The sequence below is a fragment of the Mycobacterium sp. genome, assembly GCF_035499775.1.
In the GTDB taxonomy this organism is placed as follows: domain Bacteria; phylum Actinomycetota; class Actinomycetes; order Mycobacteriales; family Mycobacteriaceae; genus Mycobacterium.
Window position 1 is genome coordinate 1 of record NZ_DATJYB010000317.1, and the last position, 3115, is coordinate 3115.

A 3115-nucleotide genomic window follows, 5' to 3' on the forward strand; every position below is an offset into this window, starting at 1 on the left:
CGGTGTCCGGCAAGACCGGCTCTTCCAGCGGCCGCGGATAGTCGCGCGCCACGTCGATGGCGACGCAGGAAACACCCGGACCCATGTCCGCGCCGTCGACCGTCAGCGCCGCAACGATCTCGGCGGTCTGAAGGATCTTGGCGCGCCGCCCATCCGGCTGGTCGAATCCGATCGGCACATACGTCCCCCCGGCCGCAAGCACCCCGAGCACGGCCAGGACTTGATCGCGACCCTTGGGCAACTGGACGGCGACCGCGTCGCCGGTACGTACGCCGTTGGCGCGCAACGCTCCTGCGACCGCAAGGGAGCGCTGCGCGAGGTCCCGGTAGCTCCACACCCCCTCGCCCGCATTTATATCCGAGGTGTCCCATACCACGGCCGGCGCGTCCGGGCTGACCGCGGCGTGCTGGAAGAAGCCCTGGTGCAGGCAACGGCCGCTGACCGGGCCGTCGGTCGCGTTGGTCGCTGCGCGTACCGTCGCCTGGGCGCTCGGTAACCGCACCACCGCCTCGGCCTCCCAGCCCGCGTCGCCCGCGGCGAGCCGATCGACCGCCTCGGTGAACCTGGCGAACATGGCATCGACGACGCCCGACGGGAACGCCGACTCGCGGACGTCCCAGTTGACCAACAGGCCGCCGCGCAGCTCGGTGACCTGGGCGTCCAGCAATACCTGAGGGCCCTGCGAGATGATCCACACCGGCTCACCAAAGGACTCGATGACGTTGTCGCCGAACAGTTCACCCAGATCCAGCGCACTGGTGAACACCACCGGAGCCAGCACCGGCTCGCCGCGATGCCTGCCCAGATCACGCAGCACCTCGAGCCCGGAATAGGCTGCGTGTGAACCGCTTTCGTACATGCTGTGCTGAATTGCGCGGGCCCGGTCCAGGACCGAGATGGTGTCGGTGACGTCGACCTCGAGCATGATCGACGAGGTGAAGTCTCCGACCACCCGGTCGACGTCCGGGTGCACCGACTCGCGATGGAACAACGGAACATTCATCAGGAATCTGCTTTGCGCCGACCAGCCCCCGATGGTATCGGCGAACACCGCGGCCAGCGCCATGGCCGGCGTAACCCCGCGCTGGTGTGCCCCGGACACCAGCGTCTGCTTTTCTTCCGGACCCAGCCAGTGGTCGTAGCGGACCGTGCGATGGGGTGCCCTGCCGTCGGCCACCGGGACGGTCGGAAGTTCGGGCGCGCCGGGCAGTTGGGGCAGTCGCCGCTGCCACCAGTCCCGGTCTCGCTCACGCGCCGAGTGGTCTGGCTGACGCTCGGTGCGATAACGCCGGTAGCTGTAACCGGGCGCCGGTAACGCCGCTCCCCGGTACAGCTCCGCCAGATCCGATACCAGGACGCGGTAGCTCATCGCATCACCGGCCAGCATGTCGATGTCCAGGTGCAACCGGCTGCGGTTCTCGTCGCGCAGCGTCAGCGTGATATCGATGACCTGACCGTCTTCGATCGCTAACCGCTGGTGCGTCTTACGGTCGCGCAGCTCCGCCAGTGCGGACTCGGCCGTGTGAGAACTCTGCCCGCGCAGATCGACGAGGGCGAACACCGGGCGGCCCGGCTCCGGCATTGTTTGTTGCGTCCCGTCCGGGAGGAATCGGGTGCGCAGCATCGGGTGCGTCGCGACGAGATCGGACACCGCACGCTCCATGCGTTCGGGATCTATTTCGCCGCCGTCGAATTCGACGTACAGATGGGCTGCGACGCCACCGAGTTCCTGCTCGTCGGAGCGGCCGATCCAGTACGCGTGCTGCATGGTCGCCAGCGGGAACGGGGCTTCTTCGGCCACCGGCTCTACCGTCGGCGATGCGGGTTGCGCCGCAACCGGTTCCGTCCCGTCGGCGCCGAGCATGCCATGCCAGGAATCAACCGTCGGACTTGCCGCGAGTTCGGCGAAAGTGATGCTGGAACCGCGTTTACGCCAACCCCCGGCCAGCGCCATCATCCGGATCGAGTTCAGGCCCATCTGGATGAGGTCGTCGTGGTCGGCGACCTCGGCGGCCGCGCAACCGAGTTGGGCCGCAACCGTTGCCCTGATCTCGTCCTTACTGATTCGCCGATCGCCGTCGCGCAACGCTAATCCCTTCTAGTTCCCGGCTAGTCCGCCGGCGAGCGCGGCGATTCCCCGCTGCCAGAACTGGGTCAAACGGTCAATGTCCGAGCGCTCGAACAGGGCATCACTCCACCGCCAATTCGCGATCAGTTGGGTGCCCTCGGGGGTGGCTCCGACCAGCACACTGAGATTGACGGCAAAGCGCAGCGGCAGCTCCGGCTCGGGGTCCACCGGCAGCGCATCCAGGTGTGGTCCAGTGAGCAGTGACCACGGCTGATCCGCGACACCGCTGAGGTCCAGGCGACCCAGATAGCCGAACTGGATCTGCGGCTCGGCGGCCCGCTGCAACTCGGGGACGCGGTCGACGTAGCGCAGCAGGCCGTAATCCAAGCCGTCGTTCGGGGTTTCGCGGATTTGGGTCGCCACCGAATCGAGCAGGCCGCGGGCCGCGCCCGGATCGGCTTCGGCCCGTTCGATGTCGACAGCAGCCGCCCCGGCGCCTAGCCGTATCGGGAACGCCGTGGTGAACCAGCCGACGGTGTTGGTGGTGTCGGTGTCCAGCACGGAGTCGGCGCGCCCGTGGCCCTCCAGGGCGACAAGCGTGCCCGAATCCGGATCCTGCGCACGTTCACGGCGCCAACTGGCAACCGCGATCGTGGTTGCAGCCAGCAGGAATTCGCGCATCCCCCGGTATCTGTCGAGCGCGGCCAGCACTCGTTCGGTGTCTGCGACCGACACCGCCACCGAGGTGACACGCAACGTAGACCAGCAATCGCGCGTCGGGTCCGGGTGGCGCACACCCAATGCGGGATCGGGGTCGCGGACCTGTGCGATCCAGTAGTCGCGCTGCGCCTGCACCTGCGGCGTGGCCGCCCGTTCCCACATCAGCTCCGACCACCGCCGATAAGAAGTGAACTCGGGCAATATCTTTGGAGTCGCACCGGATTTTGTCGAACGCCAGGCCTCGGCGATGTCGCCGAGCATGATGTGCCACGAAACCACATCCACCGCCAAGTGGTGCGCGGTGATCAGCAGCACCGAAGGCCGCTG

2 protein-coding genes are annotated in these 3115 nt (G+C 67.4%); both read right to left on the minus strand.

The window, feature by feature from the left end; genetic code table 11:
* Positions 1-2086 (minus strand): condensation domain-containing protein (locus tag VML93_RS20165; RefSeq protein ID WP_325613396.1); only part of this gene is annotated, 2086 nt, incomplete at its 3' end.
* A 12-nt stretch (positions 2087-2098) separates the two neighbouring features.
* On the minus strand, positions 2099-3115 hold a 1017-nt coding region (locus VML93_RS20170; protein WP_325613398.1), incomplete at its 5' end, for a condensation domain-containing protein.